The sequence below is a fragment of the Paraburkholderia kirstenboschensis genome (assembly GCF_904848585.1).
Taxonomy (GTDB): Bacteria; Pseudomonadota; Gammaproteobacteria; order Burkholderiales; family Burkholderiaceae; genus Paraburkholderia; species Paraburkholderia kirstenboschensis.
On the sequence record NZ_CAJHCR010000002.1, the window covers coordinates 275,928 to 295,448 of the forward strand.

At 62.0% G+C, this 19,521-nt stretch carries 14 protein-coding genes; 6 read left to right on the forward strand and 8 right to left on the reverse strand.

The annotated features are described in order from the left end of the window. Positions 1–7: 7 nt before the first annotated feature. The 3 genes from tssF to JMY24_RS07900 all read right to left on the reverse strand — a co-directional run bounded on the left by tssF (position 8) and on the right by JMY24_RS07900 (position 6,335). The gene (gene tssF, locus JMY24_RS07890; RefSeq protein ID WP_128595233.1) at positions 8–1,912 is read right to left on the reverse strand and encodes a type VI secretion system baseplate subunit TssF; all 1,905 of its coding nucleotides are present in this window, start codon (positions 1,910–1,912) and stop codon (positions 8–10) included. Positions 1,913–2,467: 555 nt separating this feature from the next. Continuing rightward, on the reverse strand, positions 2,468–3,346 hold the full coding sequence (locus JMY24_RS07895; RefSeq protein ID WP_128595234.1) for a lipid A biosynthesis lauroyl acyltransferase: 879 nt from the start codon (positions 3,344–3,346) through the stop codon (positions 2,468–2,470). A gap of 487 nt (positions 3,347–3,833) precedes the next feature. Next, on the reverse strand, positions 3,834–6,335 hold the full coding sequence (locus JMY24_RS07900; RefSeq protein WP_128587590.1) for a penicillin-binding protein 1A: 2,502 nt from the start codon (positions 6,333–6,335) through the stop codon (positions 3,834–3,836). A gap of 476 nt (positions 6,336–6,811) precedes the next feature. On the opposite strand from JMY24_RS07900, the gene JMY24_RS07905 reads away from it, so the two are divergent. The 3 genes from JMY24_RS07905 (at position 6,812) to JMY24_RS07915 (ending at position 9,932) form a co-directional block, all read left to right on the forward strand. Next, the gene (locus JMY24_RS07905; RefSeq protein ID WP_201701759.1) at positions 6,812–7,447 is read left to right on the forward strand and encodes a hypothetical protein; all 636 of its coding nucleotides are present in this window, start codon (positions 6,812–6,814) and stop codon (positions 7,445–7,447) included. Positions 7,448–7,883: 436 nt separating this feature from the next. Beyond that, entirely contained in the window at positions 7,884–8,564 is a 681-nt protein-coding gene (locus JMY24_RS07910; RefSeq protein WP_020070205.1) for a PspA/IM30 family protein, read from the forward strand. A 141-nt stretch (positions 8,565–8,705) separates the two neighbouring features. Further along, complete coding sequence (locus tag JMY24_RS07915; protein ID WP_128595235.1) at positions 8,706–9,932, forward strand: tetratricopeptide repeat protein; 1,227 nt, start codon at positions 8,706–8,708, stop codon at positions 9,930–9,932. A gap of 100 nt (positions 9,933–10,032) precedes the next feature. On the opposite strand, the gene JMY24_RS07920 is transcribed toward JMY24_RS07915, so the two are convergent. Then, positions 10,033–10,746: a TetR family transcriptional regulator gene (locus JMY24_RS07920; RefSeq protein ID WP_201701760.1), complete on the reverse strand. Its 714-nt coding sequence runs from the start codon at positions 10,744–10,746 to the stop codon at positions 10,033–10,035. 197 nt (positions 10,747–10,943) lie between these two features. On the opposite strand from JMY24_RS07920, the gene JMY24_RS07925 reads away from it, so the two are divergent. From JMY24_RS07925 to JMY24_RS07935, 3 genes are all read left to right on the forward strand, one after another. Next, on the forward strand, positions 10,944–12,443 hold the full coding sequence (locus JMY24_RS07925; RefSeq protein WP_128595236.1) for a flavin-containing monooxygenase: 1,500 nt from the start codon (positions 10,944–10,946) through the stop codon (positions 12,441–12,443). A gap of 72 nt (positions 12,444–12,515) precedes the next feature. Continuing rightward, positions 12,516–13,577 (forward strand): alpha/beta fold hydrolase, encoded by a 1,062-nt coding sequence (locus tag JMY24_RS07930; protein ID WP_201701762.1) that lies wholly within the window; start codon positions 12,516–12,518, stop codon positions 13,575–13,577. A 342-nt stretch (positions 13,578–13,919) separates the two neighbouring features. Further along, positions 13,920–15,323 carry a methyl-accepting chemotaxis protein gene (locus tag JMY24_RS07935; protein ID WP_128595238.1) on the forward strand — a complete coding sequence of 468 codons (1,404 nt, stop codon included), beginning with the start codon at positions 13,920–13,922 and terminating at the stop codon, positions 15,321–15,323. An 81-nt stretch (positions 15,324–15,404) separates the two neighbouring features. Here JMY24_RS07935 and JMY24_RS07940 read toward each other — a convergent pair whose 3' ends face one another. From JMY24_RS07940 to JMY24_RS07955, 4 genes are all read right to left on the reverse strand, one after another. Continuing rightward, positions 15,405–16,223 (reverse strand): ABC transporter permease subunit, encoded by an 819-nt coding sequence (locus JMY24_RS07940; protein ID WP_128595239.1) that lies wholly within the window; start codon positions 16,221–16,223, stop codon positions 15,405–15,407. Next, a complete protein-coding gene (locus tag JMY24_RS07945) occupies positions 16,223–17,152 on the reverse strand; it encodes an ABC transporter permease subunit (protein WP_128586959.1) in 930 nt (309 codons plus the stop codon). The genes JMY24_RS07940 and JMY24_RS07945 overlap by 1 nt, the downstream gene beginning before the upstream one ends. Continuing rightward, positions 17,149–18,315 (reverse strand): ABC transporter ATP-binding protein, encoded by a 1,167-nt coding sequence (locus JMY24_RS07950; RefSeq protein WP_201701764.1) that lies wholly within the window; start codon positions 18,313–18,315, stop codon positions 17,149–17,151. Before JMY24_RS07950 ends, JMY24_RS07945 begins: the two co-directional genes overlap by 4 nt. 90 nt (positions 18,316–18,405) lie before the next feature. After that, positions 18,406–19,506, reverse strand: coding sequence for a polyamine ABC transporter substrate-binding protein (locus JMY24_RS07955; protein ID WP_128586963.1), 1,101 nt, complete (start codon positions 19,504–19,506; stop codon positions 18,406–18,408). Positions 19,507–19,521: the final 15 nt, after the last annotated feature.

Genomic DNA, 19,521 nt, shown 5'->3' on the forward strand with positions numbered 1-19,521 from the left:
ACCTCCATCAGAAAATGCCACGCGTGCCATCCCGTGTGGGAAAAGTGAAAACAGCGCCGCGCTGCTTCGTGCACAGCACAGTCTGCGTAAAGGAATGCGTAGACACATGGCGCGTCACATAGCGTTCGAGCGCGAGCGCGAATGTGAACGGCGACATGCCGTCAAGGCCACTCTCGTCAAAGGTCAGCGTGATCTTCATGCCGCGGGCAAGCTGCAGTTCGCCCGCCTGGCGGTGCATGCCATACACCGGCTCCGCCGTGGCGCCGATGAGGCTGTCGAGCTGGCGCGCGAGCGCCGTGTCACCCGCGCCGAGGTATGGCTGCAGCATCATGCGCAGCCCTTCGCCAGGACGCCTTTCATCGAAGTTGCTGTCAAAGACCTCCAACTCCAGATGCAACTGACGCACCAGTTCCCACGCAGTGTCGCCCTGCGCGAGCGGGGGCCTGGGAGGCGTGGGGGCACGCACGAATCCGGCACTGGTCACGCCTTTCGCGCCCCTCACCACCAGATCATTGACGCCGTTGCACGGCGCGAGACAAGGCAGGTCCGCGTTGGTGAGCCACGCATCGAGCGTCAAATAGCGGATGCCGGTCTGATCCGGCCGGTGGTCGTGGTCCAGCAACGACAGCCACACGTGGGTGCGGATAAAGCGCTGGCGGGTGCCGTAACGACGCGCACGGCCGGCTGGTTCATCCAGTTCGCGGCGCAGCGTGAAGTAACGCTCATCGCCTTGCTCATCGTCGGGGATCGCCACGTCGAGCGGCTGGAAAGCGATCTCCTCCGACTCTTCGTCCACCTGTCCCTTCGCAAGCTCCAGCGAATGAACCTCATGGTCGTCGGGCGCCGTCACATAGGGCACGAGCCGGTGCTCGCGCGCGTCAGCGTCGAGGTGGAGCCTTCCGGTCCTGACCGGATACAGGTTAGCGATCGGCGTACAGAAAAGTGCCATGTGCGATGCATCGACCTGCTGGTCGAGCGCGGCAACCTCGCGCGTGAGCAGCAGCACGATCTCGACCTCGGGACCGGAGATTGTCTGAAGACCCGCCGCCAGCCCCGTCAGGGCGAAAAACCAGAACCGTTGTGGCTGCGCGAAGTATTCGTGCACGAGCGTGTGCCCATGCAGCGCCCGGGACGCCGGTCGCAACAGGCTCTGTTCCGGCTCAAGCCCCTCGTAGTCCACGCCCATCGGCAGCCTGCCGGCGAGCTTCATGCCGTGCAGTTTTTCTTTTGTATCGAACCCGCCAGGCACACCCATCACCATTCCCACGACGCAGGTGTGAATCAGTTCGAACAGGTGCGAGGCCATGCGTGGCTCACCGCACAGGTAGATCGGCAAGCGGTCCAGCCCCTGCAGACTCCCGATGCTCGCGCCGTTAATCGTGTGAAGCCGCAGGCGCAGTGCGCCACGGACCTGCCGCGGATCGTCCACGTAGCGGTGCAGCGAGAACAGGTCAGGAGGAATGCCCGTCCAGCGTGCGTGGGTGAGCGCAAGCGGCCAGATCGTGACAGGCTGGCTGGAGCGGAACTCGCACACGGTGCGACCTTCGACGGCCTTTCGGGACATGATCCGCGTGCCGCGCGGCAATGTCTGACCGTACGGGTTGTGGGTGGCCTCAGGGTCGGGAAAGAATCGCGCAACCGCCAACGAAGGTAACAGCGTCACGTAGTTGGGATTCACGCATTCGAGCAGGCGCCGCGTGAACGCCTCGGTCATGCGGTCGATGCGCATCTGCGAACGCCCGGCCGTCAGGGCGAACGCCTCGATCAGCCGCTCGACATACACGTCCCCGATCTCGCCGGCCTGCATGCCGAGGCGGCGCGCGATCTTTGGATGTGCCTGTGCGAATTCGGCGGCAAGTTCGCGCATGTAGAACAGTTCGCGCTGGTAGTACTCGACCAGTTCCGGGTCCATGCCGTGCCTTAAGCGGACGAGCTTGACGGTGCGCGGAGATGTGCGGCCATGAAGCCGATTTGCCTCGCCCGCGCTGTCGGGTCCCTGCGGTACGCGTCGTTCATCGCCATAACCGTCCGTTGCCTGATTCGTGTCTCCTGATTGTGAGGAGGCCGGCGTGATCCGGGTATCAGACCAACCCGTCATTCCTGCAGGAATGACGCGAACAAGCATGCGGAAAATTCAGATTGACATGTGGCACTGCGCGCGTCGCGCCAGAAGGATTGACCTCGCGGGAAGGGGTGGTTCAACGGTGCAAAGAAAAGCCCGCGCGAGGCGGGCCGAATTGCCATGCACGTGCGATCTCGTTCCCAAGTTTCGCGCAGCGCCGCCGCTTGACACATGCGACGTCATCACTTGCATATGCCGCTGCGGCTTATCCACAGAAACTGTTCACAGCCTTGTTGATAACCCGAGGACACAACAGACAAGTGCTTGAACGCGCAAGTGTTTCCCCTTGAGACGCGTTTGCCGCCACTGCCCGTGCAACGAAAGCGAATAAGCACGCGCGTTGCGTCAATAAACTCCCGCCTCCCCTTCCGGCCGGTTCTTGAAGCGCTTATGCACCCAATAATATTGATCAGGAATCCGTCGCACCTGCGTCTCGAGAAACTCGGTGATCCGTCGTGCATCCACCGTTACGTCGTTCGACGGAAAGTCGGCTAGCGGCTCGAAAATACTCAGCTTGTAGCCGCGATAGCCCGGCAGCACCTCCGTCACGAACGGCACGACCCGGGCGTTCGCCGCGCGCGCCATCCGCGAGACCGAGGTGAGCGTGCAGGCCGGTACGCCAAAAAACGGCACGAACACCGAATCGCGCAAACCGAAGTCCATGTCCGCCGCGAGCATCACCGGCGTGCCGTCGCGCAAGGCGCGCAACGCGCGCCGCACACTGTCGCTACGCGGAATCATCTCGGTGCCGAAGCGCCCGCGCTGGCGCCTCGCCATCGCGTCGAGCAACAGGTTGGACATCGGCGTATAAAGCGACGCCACCGGATGCCGCGTCGAATACATCATGCAGCCGGCCTCGATGCCGACGAAGTGGAAGCCGACGAAGATCGTCGGTTGAGCCCGAACATCGGCGAGATCAATTGCGCTCTCTACCTCGACGAGACGTGCCAGCGCTTGCGCATTGCCGAACCATTGCGGCCCACGCTCGACATAACTGCGGATCACATGGCAGAAATGCGCGCGCGCAAGACGTTCGCGCGCCACGTCGCTCATGTCAGGGAAACACAATTTGAGGTTGGTGTGGACCACCCGCCGGCGCGTGCTCGGAATCCGGTACAGCAGAGCGCCAATGCCGTTGCCGAACCGCGCGACGAGCCCATATGGCAATAAAGCGAAGGCGCGCAGCAGCCCCGTCATCAGACAGATGAGAATTCGACTTTTCAATGCGGGAACCCGGTGGATGCTGGAAAGCAAACACGTCGGCTGCTGCGGCTTTTGCGCCGCTAGCGCTCAACGTGGCATGTGCGCGGATCCGGCCGGTCCGGGCGCGCTTGTGGGATGGTGAGGGCTTGCTCGCCGCAAGACGCAGCAATGCTCGAGATGGAAACAGCTAACGAAACCAACCTGCTAATGGACCCCGATCGAGCATTGCAGGCGTGATTAAAACACAGCGTGTATCCCGCAAACAAAATCGCGCAGGATGACCACCAGCGGAGCGCAGCCAGAAAGCGTTAAGCCCGCACTTTGTCACCGCTGCCAGCACCCGCTTTCGTGCGCACTTCGGCGTTTGACAGTGCGCTTACACCAGTGCGCCTCGCGCCCGCATCGGCACGAGATCGCAGCGCCGCTCTTGCGCTAACCCCGGCCCCGCGTCTTCCGCCCTTCGGTCATGTTGCGCGCGCGGCCGATCGACCCGCACGCGCTATCCCGATCAAGGCTTGTTCGATTCGAACAGATCCATGATCTGCTTCTTCTCATTGGACGACACGCTCGGCGGCGGCACCGCCGGCGGCGTCATGCCCGCGGGCCCGACTCCACCGATCGCATCGTTCACACCCGCCGTCGGATTCGCCGAATCGAGACCGATGCTGGCGACAAAACCGTTGCCCGGCGTCATGTCCGAATAGAACAATTCGCCGTCGACGGAAGTCACGCCTTCCGGCTGCGCCGGCTCGCTCTGCGGCACACCGCGCAACGCGCGCTGCATGTACTCGACCCAGATCGGCAGCGCGAGTTGCGCGCCGAATTCGCGGCTGCCGAGCGTCTTCGGCTGGTCGTAACCCATCCACGCGACCGCGACGAGCGATTGTTGATAGCCGGCGAACCAGCCGTCTTTCGCGTCGTTGGTCGTTCCGGTCTTGCCCTGCAGGTCCGACCGATGCAGCGCGTTGGTGCCCGCGCCAGTGCCCGCCGTAGCGACCGAATGCAGCAGGCTGTTCATGATGTACGCGTTACGCGGCTCGAGCGTGCGCGGGGCGTCGCGACCTGCGGTCAGCGGCTGCGCTTTCGACAGCGGCTCGCCGCGCGCGTCCGTCACTTCGTTGATCAGATACGGGTTGATGCGGTAGCCGCCGTTCGCGAACACCGAATACGCACCCGCCGACTGCAACGGCGTGACGAGCCCCGCGCCGAGCGCCATCGGCAGGTACGGCGGAGTCTTGTCGGCGTCGAAACCGAAGCGCTGCGTAACGAAGTCTTGCGCGTACTTCGTGCCGATATACGACAGAATCCGGATCGACACCAGGTTCTTCGACTTCTGCAACGCGAGGCGCAACGGCATCGGCCCGTCGGGCTGGTCGTCGTCCTTCGGCTCCCATGCGTCGCCGCCAGGCGTGCTCGACGGGAAGTACAGCGGCGCGTCGTTGATGATCGTGGCCGGTCCGAGCCCCTTGTCGAGCGCCGCCGAATAAATGAAGGGCTTGAAGCTCGAACCCGGCTGACGCCAGGCTTGCGTGATGTGATTGAACTTGTTCTTGTTGAAGTCGAAGCCGCCGACGAGCGCGCGGATCGCCCCGTCCTGCGGCGTGAGCGATACGAGCGCGCCTTCCACTTGCGGAAGCTGCGTGATCTGCCAGTTGCCTTTGTCGTCGCTCATCACGCGCACGATCGAGCCCGGCTTGATCTTCGTCGCCGCCGCGCCGCGTGCGCTCAACGCACTGGCGGCAAAACGCAAGCCTTCACCGCCGATGGTCACCTGCGTGCCGTCGACCAGCTGCGCCTTCACCTGCTTCGGACTCGCGTCCGTGACGACCGCGGCGATGATCTCGCCGTTATCGGGATGATCGGTGAGCGCGTCGTCGATAGTCTGATCGCGGTCGTCGCCAGGCGCGGGCAGTTGCACGAAACCTTCCGGCCCGCGATAACCGTGACGCCGCTCGTAGTCCATCACGCCCTTGCGCACCGCGCGATACGCGGCGTCCTGGTCCGCGGAATCGATGGTGGTCGTGACATTCAGGCCGCGCGTGTAGGTTTCGTCCTTGTACTGCGCATACATCATCTGGCGAACCATTTCGGCAATGTACTCGGCGTGCACGCTGTATTCGTTGCCGGGATTACGTGTGTGGATCTCTTCCTTCACCGCCTGGGCGTACTGCTCCTGGCTGATGTAGCGCAACTCCAGCATTCGCCTGAGAATGTATTCCTGACGAATTTTTGCGCGCTTCGGATTCACTACCGGGTTATACGCCGACGGCGCTTTCGGCAAACCCGCGAGCATCGCGGCCTGCGCGAGCGTGATGTCTTTCAGATCCTTGCCGAAGTACACGCGCGCTGCCGCGGCAAAGCCGTAAGCGCGCTCGCCCAGATAGATCTGGTTCATGTACAGCTCGAGAATCTGGTCCTTCGTCAACGCGCGCTCGATCTTGTACGCGAGCAGCATTTCGTAGATCTTGCGCGTATAGGTTTTCTCGCTCGACAGAAAGAAGTTGCGTGCGACCTGCATCGTAATCGTGCTCGCGCCCTGCGACGCGCCGCCGTGCGCGAGGTCGGCAAAGCCGGCGCGCAGAATGCCGAGGAAGTCGACGCCGCCGTGCTCGTAGAAGCGATAGTCTTCGATCGCGAGCACCGCTTTCTTCATCTGGTCGGGAATGTCCTGGAAGCGCACGAGACTGCGCCGCTCCTCGCCGAATTCGCCGATCAGCACATGGTCGGCCGTATAGACACGCAGCGGCACTTTCGGACGATAGTCGGTCAGCGCGTCGAGCGAAGGCAGTTGCGGCCCCATCACGACAAGTGCATAGCCGACAATCAGCGCGCCCACCACGGCGACGATCGCGGCGAAGCTTGCGAACCAGATCGCGATCGTCGCGCCGATCGAGCGGCCGCCCTCGCCGGCGTCGCGCGAAGCGGTGTTGCGTCCCTGCGTGCGGTGGTAGGAGTCCCGGTCTTGACCGGCCGGAGATTGCGAGGAATGCGGTCGTTTGATGATTGGCATGACTGGAATAGTGGGCGCGTAACTCAACGCCTTGTTCTCGCGCGTTAGGCGCGCATGAATCGTGAGCGGCGTAGTCTGGGCGCAGACCGCCGTGCGACTCTGTGCCCCGGCGAGTCGCCACGGCGCACCCGGGACAGTGTCCGGCGCAACGTAACAGCGCATTTTAAAGAAATCAAGCCGCGCTCAACGGAGTTTTTTTGTAAGAATTCCCTTCGAATCGAGGCTCGGCGGCAGACCACGGGTAGATTCGGCAGGCTTACGGGGCGCTTGCGCACGTTGCGCGAAGTTATCCCCAGTTTTTGTTGAAAGGCCTGTGGACAAGACCCCAAAAAGCGCGACAACTCGTTGATGTCACGGCATTTTCACGACGCGCCCGTTTGCGATCGGCGCAACTCGTCATATGATGGACTCCGCGCATGCCGATGCGCGCCGATGCGCGCCGCCAGGCGCCATGCCAACAAGTATGCGAGCCGATCATGACAAAGCCCAGCGAACGCATCGTCGTATTCGTCACGCCCGCGCAGAAACGCGCGATCGCTGCTACTGCGGACGAGCTTCGCATCAGCGTCAGCGAACTCATGCGGCGCGCGGTGCTGAGTTTCAGCGCGACCAGCGAGCAGGTGAAAGCGGCGAGTATCGTCGATCGGCTCAATGTGCCACGCGCGCCTGACGCACTCGACGCGGCGCTGCAGCGCGTTGCGCACGACGCGGCACTTGCGCGCGCGGCGCTGCCGCCCGCCTTGCAAACGCGCGTGGGCATTCGGGCCGGTTCAGATGCGACTGGGGCGGGTATTGCCGGCGGCAGGTTGACCGCGTCGGCCGCTACGACTCCTGTTGAAAGTGTGCCGCCCGCGTCTGAACCTGTCCCGCTGCTGCCTGCCGATGTGCTGGCGGCGCTTACCACCGAAGTCGACGAAGACGCCGTGGCAACCGCCCAGGCTGTCGCGAGAATGGCGGCGGCCCGCGCTGCCGCGAGTGAGAATCTGCTGCCCGCCGCCGTGACGGTGCAGACTCACGTGAAGAGCGTGTTGAAGCGCCCTCGTCTCGACCCTGTGCACGATGAAGACGATCCGCAAAGCGATCTCGGCCCCGAAGGCAGCCGTTTCGCGTAACCAAACCGATAGCGCGCAGCAATGAAACGTGCGACGCCGATGTAACCAGTTTGCAAGCGGTCGCCTGCGCATTCTGACTCGCTTTCCCCCATAAGCGACACGTGCGCCCTTCACGTTGGCGACACTCAGCGCATGCAAACTGAGCCGCTCGCTCATCGCGCCCTTTAAGCCCATTTTAAGAGAGCCCGTGGTGTAATATCCGCGGGCTGCTGAGGGACCGATGCGCGCGCTCTTCGCCGAAAGGCGTTCGCTTCATCACGCGATACATGTGCAGGTGAAACGGACAATTTGCTCTTGCGCTATTGCAATCGGCGAGCAAGCCCCGACCTCCGGTCCGAACGCTGCGCAGCTTCTCGCGCGGCGGCGTAAAGTAGCAGTGACAAGCAGTTGAGTGCGCAGGAATATTCAGCGCCGACACCATTCTTCGGAGGTTTTCATGTCGCTTTTTGACAGCATTTCGCGCACGCTAAAAGGTCTCCTGAACGACGCGGCGGACTCTGTGCAAGACCCGTCACGCGACTCGCGCCAGATCGTGCGCGAACTCGACGAGAGCATCGGCCGCGCCGAGAATTCGCTGATCGAGATCCAGGCGCAAGTGGCCACACAGCAAAGCAAGCGCGATGTTGCCGCCGACAAGGCGAAGAAGTACGAAGACGGCGCGAAGCGCGCGCTGCAATCCGGCGACGAAGCGCTGGCTCGCGAAGCGCTCGGCGCGCAAGCCACCGCCGAGGCCGAACGCGATGCGCTGACCAAGGAACTCTCTACGCTGGAGCCGTCGGTCGCTCAACTGAAGAGCCAGATCGAGGACATGCGCAGCCGCCGCAACGATCTGAACGCGCGCTCGAACATCCTGCAAGCCAAGCAACAGATTGCCGAAGCGAAAGACGTCGCTGCAACGGCGTTGGGCGGCATCGGCGGAAAAAACCTGTCCGAGGATTTTCAGAAGCTCGAAGACAAGGTCGCGCTGTCGAATGCCCGTTCGGACGCACGTCTGAATTCCGCCGATGTCAAAAGCGGCAAGGCGCTCGACGACAAGCTGGCAGACCTGAACCGCGGCCCGTCGGTGGAAGACCGTCTGGAAGCGCTGAAAAAGCAGATCAACTCGCCGGCTCAGTAATTGCGTAGAAGTGCGTGGTAGTGGCCGGCTGTTTGCAAGTTTCGGAGCATTCCGCAGTTAGGGTCGCTGGACAGCCGGTCGCCGGTTAGCCGGCCCCCGCAATCGACTGAAGGAGACGGGCGCGTGGCGCCCGGTCTGCAAATGAATAAAGTTATCGCAAGCGCGTTCGTTTCGCTGATGCTCGTATCTACGGCAGCGTTTGCCGTGCCCACGGTTCAGCAAATCGAATCGGCAATGTCGCAAGGCAACTGGCAGCAGGCCGATGCCGGCCTGTCCGAAGTGCTGAAGGCGCATCCGAATAACGCACATGCGCATTACCTCTACAGCCAGGTGCTCGACCGCGAAGGCCGTTACGGCGACGCGCTCGCGCAAGTCCAGCAGGCCAAGACGCTCGATCCGCAGATCCGTTTCACCGACCCGACGCGCTTCGCGCAAGTCGAGGCACGCATTCGCCACGACGCCGAACGCACCGCCAACACGAGCGGCAACGGCGGTGGAACCGGCATCGGCACCTTGACGAACCGCACGACCAATCCGTTCGGCCAGCAGAACGCGCCAGCCGTGCAGCAAGCGCCTGAGCGCCACGGTCCGGGCATCGGCATGTGGGTCGGCATCCTGATCCTCGTCGGCGTGATTGCGCTGGTGCTGCGTTGGACCTTGCGCCGTGCGCGCACCCAAGACGATACGCGCACGGACGACGACCGTCGCGTGCAACTCAAGCGCGCGACCGAGCTGCTTAACTCGGTCCGCTCGCTCAAGCTCGACGTGAAGCTTTCCACCGCGCCGGGGCACGAAGCATTGGAGAAAGAAGTCGAAGCAACGGAGGACCAGTTGCGAACGCTCGTTGAAGCTCTATCCAACAGCAAGAACCCCGTGCCGCCGTATCAGCTCGACGAACTGGAGCAGCGCATCGGCAGCTTGCGCGCGCGAGCCGATGGCCGTCCCGATCCGAATGCGGCCGCCGCGGCTGGCAGCGGGCAGTCGCCGTACGCACGCGAAGCCGAGCGTTTTGGCAATCCGCAGCAAGGGCCGTATCCGTCGCAGCCGCCCTATCAACAGCAAGGTCCCTATCAGCAGCAGCAACCGCCCGTTATCGTGCAGCAAGGCGGCGGTTTCGGCGGCGGCATGGGTGGGTTGCTCACTGGCGTTCTGCTTGGAGAAGCGCTGAACTCCGGACGTGAACGCGTGGTAGAGCGTGATGTGATCGTCGACGATGAAACGCGCCGGCGCGGCAACGACGGCAGCAACGGCGACAATGGCGGCGGCCTCGACTTCGGCCAGGGCTCGAACGACTGGAACGATAACAGCGGCGGCGGCATTGACATGGGCAGCAGCGACGATTCCGGCGGCTGGAGCGACAACACCTAACCCTCGCCCGCCGCTCTGCTCGGACCGCGGCCCACCTATCCATACGATGCAAAACAGGCTCCTTTCATGGAGCCTGTTTTTTATCTGCACACTCGAACAATCACGCACGCCTCGATACGGCCGCCCGCTCTTCCACATGCTGCGCAAGCAGCACCGAGCCGGCAAATAGCCGCACGACAAAGCGCTCCGCATAACTCACGAGCGCATCGCGGCGGGCGGCGTTGGCATCGGCGTCGGCGTCCGCATCTGCGCCGATAAACTCCGCTGACAGATGAAACAGTTGCAGCACGATCTGCGTGCACACTTCGTCGACGACATCGCGCGGGAGTGCCGGCATCAGTTGCAATTGCACGACGTCGTCCGCCATTTCCGCCGACACCGAGTGAAGCGTCGCGCGCACGGCTTCACGCAGCGCAGGCGTCGTGCCGTGATACTCGGCTAAAGCGCTGAGAAACGCCTCGCGGTTCTCCAACGCGAAGGTGAAGAACGCGACGCACGCGCGCCGTGGCACGCTGTGCGGTTCGTCGTGCGCGGCAAGCCAGCGCTCGCGGCGCAGCATCGGCCGCAAACGGCGGCTTATCGATTCGACGGCTTCGCGCGCGAGATCGTCGAGCGTGTCGAAATGACGATAGAACGTGTTCGGGTTCAGCCCCGCCTCTCGCGCGAGTTCGCGCAAACCGAGGCTCGCGAAGCCGCGCCCGCCCGCGGTCAACCGCAACGCGGCTTCGATCAGCTTGCGCTTGCCCGCAGGCAATTCCTGAGTGGCCGTGGTGTCGCGCTCGGCATCCAGCGCCGCTTCGAATACGGATTTCATGGCCTTTGTGATGGGCTTTGACGATGGGCTTTGAATCACCGCGCAGGACGCGCGTTTAATAGACATACTCTAAACGATCTTGACGCGAGGTGTACAGTTGTCTACCCTGCGCGTTACGTTCGAGTGGCCGCCCGTTCGCGGCCACGCCGCGTTTCGTGAACGCCCACACGGCCCGAACTTCCCTGCCGGAGACTGCTGTGACGCCCGCTTCACCCGCCCAATCCACACACGCTGCCACGCCGCGCATTGCAATCGTGGGGAGCGGCTTCGCCGGCATCGGCATGGCCGTGCGCCTGCAAAAAATGGGCATCACGTCGTTCACTCTCTACGAGGCCGCCGCCGACATGGGCGGCACCTGGCGCGACAACACCTATCCAGGCGCTGGGTGCGACGTGCCTTCGCACCTGTATTCGTTTTCTTTCGAACCGAACCCGGCGTGGTCGCGCGCTTTCAGCGGCCAGGCGGAAATTCTCGCCTACCTCAAGCACTGCGCGCGCAAGTACGGCGTAGACCGTTACGTGCGTTGCAATACACGCGTAGTGGCCGCGCGTTTCGATGAAGCGCGTCACGTGTGGCACATCGAACTCGATGCCGACGGCATGCGCGAGAACATCGAGGCGGATGTGCTGATCGGAGCGAGCGGTGGACTATCGCGCCCTTCCATGCCGCGAATCCCGGGGCTCGACAGTTTCAAAGGCAAGCTGTTTCATTCCGCACGCTGGGACCACGCGTATCCGCTCGAAGGAAAACGCGTCGCGGTGATCGGCACCGGCGCGAGCGCGATCCAGTTCGTGCCGGAAATCCAGCCGCGCGTCGCGCAACTCGATTTGTTCCAGCGCACCGCGCCATGGATCATGCCGAAGCCCGATAAGCGCATTAGCGAACGCGCGCGCTGGCTCTTCGAGCATGTGCCGTTCACGCAGCGAGTTGTGCGCAGCGCGATCTACTGGAAGCTCGAATCGCAGGCCATCGCTTTCGTGAGGCATCCTCAACTGATGAAGCGCCCGATGAAGCTGTGCCTCAGCTACCTCGAACGGCGCGTGAATGACCCGGAACTGCGCGCGAAACTCACGCCGAACTACCGCCTGGGCTGCAAGCGAGTGCTGCTGTCGAGCAACTACTATCGCGCGCTGGTCAAACCCAACGTGAACGTGCTTACAACGGGCATCCGCGAAGTCGTCGCGGACGGCATCGTGACGCAAGACGGCGTACATCACCCTGTGGATGCGATCATTTGCGGCACCGGCTTTCAGTTCAACGGTTTCGGCGCGCCGTTCGAGGTGACCGGCATCGGCGGTGCGGATCTCCGTGCGCTGTGGCTGCGCGACGGTCCTGAAGCGTATCTCGGCACGAGCATCGCAGACTTTCCCAACTTCTTCATGATCGCCGGTCCGAACACCTTTCTCGGCCACAACTCGATGATCTACATGATCGAGTCGCAAGTGCAGTACATCGGCGATTGCCTGCGCGTGCTACGCGAGCGCAACGTACGCGCGATGGATCTGCGCCCCGACGTGCAACGCGACTACAACGCGCGCCTGCAGAAGAATATGCGGCGCTGCGTGTGGTCGAGCGGCTGCCATAGCTGGTATCAGACGCAAAGCGGCAAGGTGACCGCGCTGTGGCCGGGTTTCACGTTCAGCTTTCGCAAACGGACGCGGCGCGTGCGGCCGCGGGACTATCGCTTCTTGCCTTGATGCAGTGGCGGCTGGGGTCGGCTTTATGTCCGCTTGCAGTTCCGATTCAAACAAAAAAGGGAGACGCAAAACATGGCAGGCATCGAACCTCAGTCGTCGGGCTCGTCGGCACCTGGCGCGGCATCTGGCTCGGCATCTACCATGGCATTGAACGCCACCGAGCTGCCGCCGCGCTCGCTCGCCGCTCGTCTCGGCCTCACGAGTGTGCCGCGCGACGAATTGCGGCGGCGCTACACGCAAAGCAGCTCGAACTTCGTCCGGATCATGGGCGCGGACGTCCATTACGTCGACGAAGGCAGCGGCGACATAATCGTGATGGTTCATGGTTTCGCGTCTTCGCTGCACACCTGGAACCGTATCGCCGATGAACTCAAGCACGCCTACCGCGTGATTCGTCTCGACCTGCCGCCGTTTGGCGTGACAGGACCGCTGCGCTCCAGCACAGGCGCCATCGAAACGATGAATCTGCCGACCTACCGGCGTTTCATCGACACTTTCCTGCAGGCGCTCGGCGTCTCACGCGCGATATTTATCGGCAATTCGCTCGGCGGGCTCATTTCGTGGGACTACGCCGTGCGGCATCGCGAGGCGGTCGAGCGGCTGGTGCTGATCGACTCGGCAGGCTTCCCGATGAAGCTACCCATCTACATCGGTCTTTTCAATAGCGCGCTGGTGCGCGCGAGTTCGCCGCGATGGCTGCCGGAGATAATTATCAGAAGCGCGGTGCGCAACGTGTATGGCGATCCGCGCAAGATCGACGCCGTCACGCTGCGGCGCTACGTCGAATTTTTTCACGGTGAAGGCACGCGCGCCGCGATCGGCAAGATGGTGCCGACGCTCGATTTCGCGAAACTCGATACGAATGTGCTGACTACGCTCACGGTTCCTACGCTCGTATTGTGGGGCGCGAAGGACCGCTGGATTCCCACTGCGCACGCCGCCGAATTCGCCCGGCGCATTCCGGGCGCGAAGTCGGTCATGTATCCGGGTCTTGGACACATTCCAATGGAAGAAGCGCCTGAGCGGGTGTTGCCTGACCTGCGTGCTTTTCTCGGCAGCAATGTGAGCAACAGCGCGAGCAGCAGCGCGGCGAAGCCGCTCCCGGAAAAAGGCTCCCGCCGCGCGTCGGCGTAAAACCCAGCGGAACGGCGCATGCCTAGCCGCCTCCGCCGAGAAAACGCAACAAGCCCCAAAGAAATTTGCAGAGCATGACGATCAGCTCCCACAGATGATAGAGCTGTTGCCAGCCCGAAACGCGCGCAAAGGAGTCGAACATCGTTACCGTTGGAAAGGAATGGCCGCGGCCGCACGGCTGAATACGGCTGCCGCGACGCCAAACCGCACATGATAGCGACTGCGGGATACTCCGTATCAAGTCCACCGAAAGCCAGCCGTAAACGCATCGAGAAGACGCTGTGTTTGCGCTCGACCAGTGCGCCAACCGCCAGCGCCGCTCGCGTCATCAAGGAGACGTCTATGTCGCGTTTCAGCTTTCGCCGGCCGGCCCGCTCTCAGGCGGTGGTCGGCGATATTGCCTCGCAGGCGGGCAAACTGGGTATCGAAATCTGCGATGTGTCGGGCCACGTCGATGAAGTCGCCGCGCGCGTGCAGCATCAGGCGCAAGTGTGCCAGGCGTTGCGCGAGTCCGCCGCGCAGACGCTCGCGGGCAATCATCGGATTGCGACTGCTGCGCGAGGCATGCGCGAAGTGTCGGCGCATGCGGCAACCGGCGTGCAGGAATCGCAGGAAACGCTGGAGGCATCGCTCGCCGACATCCACGGTCTGGTGGAAGGCGTCACGGTGATCGAGAGCCAGATCGGCGCGCTGCGCAGCGCGCTTGCACACGTGAGCCGCGTGTCGGAGGAAATCTCGCTGATCGCGCGGCAAACGCATCTGCTCGCGCTGAACGCCGCGATCGAAGCAGCGCGCGCCGGCGAGTCCGGCCGGAGTTTCGCGGTCGTGGCGGCCGAGGTGAAGAATCTGTCGGCAAAGACCGCGCAGGCGACCGGTCAGATCGAGACGACGCTCGCGCAACTCACGCAGCAGACCGAGCAGCTGATCAACGAAGGCTCTGTGAACACGAAGCGAGCGCATCGGGTGCGTGAAGGCACGCGCAAGATCGGCGACGTCGTGCATGCGACGGGCGACGCAATCGCGCATCTGAACAACGAGGCGGAGCAGATCGCGGCATTGACCGGCGAAATCGAAACGCAGTGCGACGGACTCGAGGCGCAAGTGCTCGAAATGGCAAGCGGTGTCGAGGATTCGAGCGAGAACTTCGTGCAGGCGAAGAATCGTCTCGGCAACTTGCTGGGCGTGTCGGAGACCTTGATCGAGTTGACCGCGGCGGCGGGCGTCGAAACCGCTGACACGCGCTTTATCGAAGCCGTGCAGGAGGCTGCGGCCTCGGTAAGCAAGGTATTCGAGGCGGCTGTCGCGCGCGGTGAGATTTCTCTCGACGATCTTTTCGATCAACACTATGTGCCGGTGCCGGGCAGTAATCCGCAACAGTTCATGACGCGTTTCACTGCGTTCACCGACCGCGTTTTGCCGGCGATTCAGGAGCCGTTACTGGATCTCGATCCGCGCGTGGCGTTCTCTGCCGCAATCGACGTCCGAGGCTATCTGCCGACACACAATCTGAAGTTTTCTTTGCCGCAACGCGACGATGTGGTGTGGAACATGGCCAATTGCCGCAACCGGCGCATTTTCAATGACCGGACGGGACTTGCTGCTGGATCGCATACGAAGAAGTTTCTGCTTCAGACTTATCGGCGCGATATGGGCGGTGGAGAGTTCGTTTTGATGAAGGATGCGTCGGCGCCGGTTTTTGTTCGTGGGCGCCATTGGGGTGGAGTTAGGATCGGGTATAGGGTTTAGGCTCTTTCGCTTTTGTGCTTACTGTTGTTGCTGGCCTTTCCTTCTCTTCGAGGAAAGGCCAAAAACCGGACACGTACAAACCTACACCGCTACCTGCACCCTCCTCCTCTCCGCCCGCTGCATAAAATAATTAACCGCCACGACCCCGACGGACACCACCGCAATAAACAGTGTCGCCAACGCATTCATCTCCGGATTCAAGCCCAGCCTCACCCGCGAGAAAACCACCAGCGGCAACGTCGTCGATCCAGGCCCCGACAGAAACGCGGACAAAACCAGATCGTCGATGGACAAGGTAAAAGACAACAGCCACCCCGACACCAGCGCCTGCGAAATCAGCGGCAATGTGATCGAGAAAAACACCCGCAGCGGCGTCGCCCCAAGATCGAGCGCCGCTTCCTCCAGCGAAGGATGCAACTCCTTCACGCGCGACTGCACAATAATCGCCACGTACGAAATGCACAGCATCACGTGCCCGATCCAGATCGTGAATATGCCGCGCCCGGCCGGCCATCCGAGCCACTTCGCCATTTCGATAAACAGCAACAGCAGCGAAATGCCCTGAATCACCTCGGGAATCACCAGCGGCGCGTTGATCATGCCGGTATAAAGCGTGAAGCCGCGAAAACGCCCCATGCGCGCGAGCACAAAGCCGGCCCATGTGCCGATAATCACCGACGCAAACGCCGTCAGCACCGCCACCCTCAACGACAGCCACGCTGCAGCGATCAGTTCGTCGTCATGCAGTAACGCTGCGTACCAGCGCGTCGAAAAACGCGTCCATACGGTGACCAGTTGCGATTCGTTGAACGAATAGACGATCAGACTCACAATGGGCACATACAGGAACAGAAAGCCCAACGCCAACGCAGTGAACTGCAAGATCCGGTTCGGCTTCATTAGCGTCTTTCCTCCATCGCCTTTGCCTGCGCATACTGAAAGAACGCCATCGGCACCAACAGCAGCAGCACCATCGCACAGGTCACAGCCGAAGCCATCGGCCAGTCCGCATTGTCGAAGAACTCATTCCACATCACGCGGCCGATCATCAGCGTATTCGCGCCGCCCAGCAATTCCGGAATCACGTACTCGCCCACCGCCGGAATAAAGACGAGAAGGCAACCGGCGATAATGCCGTTCTTCGAGAGCGGCAACGTAATCTGCCAGAACGCTTTCCACGGCTTTGCACCAAGGTCGTATGCGGCCTCCAGCAAAGTCATGTCCATCTTCACCAGGTGCGCATACAAGGGCATCACGAGAAACGGCAGATACGAATACACCATGCCGATATAGACGGCGGTATTCGTGTGATACAGCTCGATCGGCGAATGAATGAGACCGATCGACATCAGAAAATTATTCAGCAAGCCGTTGTTCTTCAGAATGCCGATCCACGCATAAACGCGAATCAGGAACGATGTCCAGAACGGCAGCATCACGGCCATCATCAGCAGATTGCGGCGCGCCGGATCCGATCGCGCGATGTAATACGCCATCGGATAGCCAATCAGCAGACACAGCAGCGTCGAGATAGCGGCAACCACGACCGAATTGACGTACGTCGCAAAGTAAAGGCTGTCCGTGACGAGAAACGCGTAATGCGACAGGTCGAGCTTGAGGTGGATCGCGCCGTCCACAAAACTCGTCAGCTCCGTGTACGGCGGAATGCCGAGCTGCAGATCGGCAAAGCTGATCTTGACGACCAGCAGGAACGGCACGAGAAAAAACAGCAGCAGCCAGACGAACGGACCGGCCACGACCGCGGTGCGGCCAGTCAGGTTGAAGCGCCGCACCGGCCAGTTGACGAACGAATTGAACCGGCGCTTCATGACGTGAGCACCACACCGGCCGACGCGCTCCAGCGCACATACACCTCGTCGCCCCAGGTCGGCGGATCGATCTCCGTGAGCGCGAGACTCGTCACATTCGCGATCACCGTTTTGCCGCTGTCGAGCTTCACGTGGTACAGCGAATAGCCGCCCATGTAAGCGATATTCGTGACGACGCCCTTGCCCCAGTTGTATGCGCCCTCGGGCGGCTTACGCGTAAGCGCGATTCGCTCGGGCCGCACGGAAATCGTCACCGGCATGCCGAGCGGACCGGTAATGCCGTGGCTTACATACAGGTGGCAGGTGAGAACGGGCGTTTCGATAAAGACGTGATCGGGCTCGTCTTCGACCGTATGTCCTTCGAACAGATTCGTCGAGCCGATGAACTCGGCCGAAAAGCGGCTATTCGGATACTCGTAGACCTCGTGCGGCGTGCCTAACTGCACGATCTCGCCTTCGCTCATCACGGCGAGGCGGCCCGCCATCGTCATGGCTTCTTCCTGATCGTGCGTAACCATGATGCAGGTCACGCCGACCGTGTCGAGAATGTTGACGAGCTCGATCTGCGTGCGTTGACGGATCTGCTTGTCGAGCGCGGACATCGGCTCGTCGAGCAGCAACAGCTTGGGCCGCTTCACGAGAGAGCGCGCCAGCGCGACACGTTGCTGCTGTCCGCCCGAAAGCTGATGCGGCTTCCGGCTCGCGAAGCGGCCCATCTGCACGAGTTCGAGCGCGGTCTGCACGCGGTCCTTCAATTCCGCCTTGGGCACGCCTTCCTGCTTCAGACCGAACGCGACGTTCGACTCGACCGTCATGTGCGGAAAAAGCGCATACGACTGAAACATCATGTTGACCGGCCGGCGATACGGCGGCAGTTGCGCGAGGTCCTCGCCGTCGATCAGGATCTTGCCCGAGGTCACGGTCTCGAGCCCGGCCAGCATGCGCAGCAACGTCGACTTGCCGCATCCGGAACTACCGAGCAGCGCGAACAGCTCGCCCTTTTTCACCGAAAGATTGACCTGCTTGACCGCCACGGTCTCGCCGAATTTTTTTACGACGTCGACGATCTGCACGAAGTTCTCGGCTGCGTCGTTCATCGCGGCGTTGCCGCCAGCGGACGGCGCGGCCACCCGGTCCAGCGCGCCCGACTGCTCACTACTCATCACAATGCTTTACTCCGGCGTTTGACGAACAAAGCCCCCGGTGGACACCGAGGGCTTCTTGATGATGCTTACCCATTCACTCTGGCCGGGTTAGCGGCCGGACTTGAACTCAGTCCAGAGCCGCGTCTGCAGCCGCTGGATTTCAGGCGGCAGCGGCTTCAGCAGGAACAATGTCTTGATGACGTCGGGCGGCGGATACACAGCAGGATCGTTCGCGACGTCCTTGTCCACGTACTTGCGCGCTTCGAGATTCGCGCTCGGATAGTAGACGGCGTTGGTGATCGCGGCGTGGACTTGCGGCGTTTCGATGTAGTTGATCCATTCGAGCGCGGCTTCCTTGTTCTTCGCGTCTTTCGGAATCGCCATTACGTCGAACCACACGGGCGCGCCGCCCTTCGGGATGTAGTACTCGATCTTGTACGCCTTCTTCGCCTCGATCGCGCGATGCTTGGCGATCACGACGTCGCCCGACCAGCCATATGCGAAGCAGACGTCGCCGCCGACCAGGTCGTTGATATAGCCCGACGAGTTGAACTGCGTGATATACGGACGGATCTTCTTGAGCATGGCGAGCGCGGCGCGATAGTCGGCCGGGTTCGTGCTCATCGGATCCTTGCCGATGTAGTGCAGCGCGGCGGCGAACATCTGATCCGGCGCGTCGAGCACGGACACGCCGCAGGCCTTCAGCTTCGAAATGTTTTCCGGCTTGAACAGGATGTCCCAGTTATCGAGCGGAACGTTCTTGCCGAGGATCTGCTGTGCCTTTGTGACGTTATAGCCGAGTCCGGTCGTGCCGTATGCCCAGGGCACCGTGAACTTGTTGTCCGGATCGGCGCCTGCGACGAGCGACATCAGCGAAGGGTCGAGGTACTTCAGGTTCGGCAGTTTCGATTTATCGAGCGGCGAGAAGATGCCCGCTGCGATCTGTTTGCCGGCGTAATTGCTGGTCGGCACGACGATGTCGTAACCGGAATTGCCGGTCAGAAGCTTGGCTTGCAGCGTGTCGTCGCTGTCGTAGTTGTCGTATTTGACCTGGACGCCGGTCTGCTTGGTGAAGTTCGGAATGGTGTCCTTGGCGATGTAATCGGACCAGTTATACACGTTGAGCTGCGTATCCTTCGCTGCCGCCGTCAGCCACGGCGCCGCGCACAAGACCAGCGCAGCTACTTGCCCCACTACCCGTCTTTTCATCCCGTTCTCCGATCC